Origin of the sequence: Vibrio rotiferianus CAIM 577 = LMG 21460, assembly GCF_002741985.1 — a bacterium.
GTDB classification, from domain to species: Bacteria; Pseudomonadota; Gammaproteobacteria; order Enterobacterales; family Vibrionaceae; genus Vibrio; species Vibrio rotiferianus.
The window spans coordinates 1-1,288 of sequence record NZ_APHW01000060.1 but is presented as its reverse complement, the minus strand read 5'-3'; the positions used below and the strand labels follow the sequence as shown (position 1 = coordinate 1,288).

Below are 1,288 nucleotides of genomic sequence, written 5' to 3'. Positions count from 1 at the left end.
TTGAAAATGAGCTGATAAAATACGATAATGAAAGCAAGTAAAATATTACATTGTCAAAGTAATAAACTTTTAGCCCCTGACCTTGTCAGGGTTTTTTAATCAAAACAAAAATATATATAAAAATAGCCTGTAATTGGCTTGTGTGGCTTTGTGGTCTGGTTTGGTGGTTAAGTTGTTAGTAACCCCCTTTGGGCTTCCTGTGGCGTTCTCTGGCGTTCTGTGGGGGGTTACTAATGACTTATCCATAAACGCACTTGACATCGTCAAGCAGTCCATAAAACGCAACATGCTAGACCCCTCCTGTTACTTGATACTATAAAGAAACAACTACCCCCCCCACAACATCGGCAATAATTCTATAAAAAACAATTGTTTAGTTATGTTTTTTGCGTTTCTCTCTGTTCCACGGTGTTTTTAACTTGACTTTTTTTTAACCAGTCCTTATATTGATATCATGTGATATTAATTGATATTGCATAGCTCTTTAACAAAATGGAGGTTGGCGAATGTCAGATAATAGATTTGACTATTTCAACAGCCTCAAGGATACAGGCGAAATTCTAGAAGATAGAACAATGCTTGTAAGTAAAGAGGCTGACGAATTAGAGAGTACGTGCGTTTTTACTTTGCGGAAAAAGCAAGCTACCGCTATCGGAAATGCTTTTATTAATTTAGATATGGAAAAGAAAGGGGAATATATAAAAGACTGTGGGGGCTTACTTGGTTTTAAAGAGTGTCCTAGTGGTCATTTTAAAAAGCTTGCATATGCTAATTTTTGCGGTCAAAGGCTTTGCCCTATGTGTCAATGGCGTAGGAGTTTAAAAACTTTTGGACAGGTTAGCCAAATATATAGAGTTTTAACAACTCGTTTTAATGAGCGTTCTTATTCTGCTTTAATGCTTACTTTGACAATTAAGAATTGTGAGCATGGGGAATTAAAAAATATTATTGAAAATTTAACAAAAGGTTTTAACCGTCTTTTCGATTGTTCAAAAAATAGATTACCTTTTAAGGTTCAGGTTATTTTAGAACCGTTGAGGTAACTTATAATGAAAGAAAAGATAATTTTCATCCCCATATTCATGCTTTAATATTAGTTAATAAAGCGGATTATCAAAAATAATTTTAATTACAAGATAGAACTATTTTTAAAACTCAAAGTTTAATTTCTAATGCTTGGCGTAATCTTTTAAAAGTTGATTACAACCCCCATGTACACGCTCAAAGGATGTATAATTCTGAATTGAAAATGATTGCTGAGGTTGCTAAGTATGCGACAAAACCTAGT

General features: G+C 33.8%; 1 protein-coding gene. It reads left to right on the top strand.

Annotated features, from left to right (window positions below; translation table 11 throughout):
* Positions 1 to 506: 506 nt before the first annotated feature.
* Positions 507 to 1,043, top strand: coding sequence for a protein rep (locus tag B853_RS15855; RefSeq protein ID WP_128826930.1), 537 nt, complete (start codon positions 507 to 509; stop codon positions 1,041 to 1,043).
* Positions 1,044 to 1,288 lie beyond the last annotated feature (245 nt).

Bases quoted from the DNA above. Each gene is read 5' to 3' on its own strand.
- B853_RS15855 (WP_128826930.1), top strand. From the start codon at position 507: ATGTCAGATAATAGATTTGACTATTTCAACAGCCTCAAGGATACAGGC.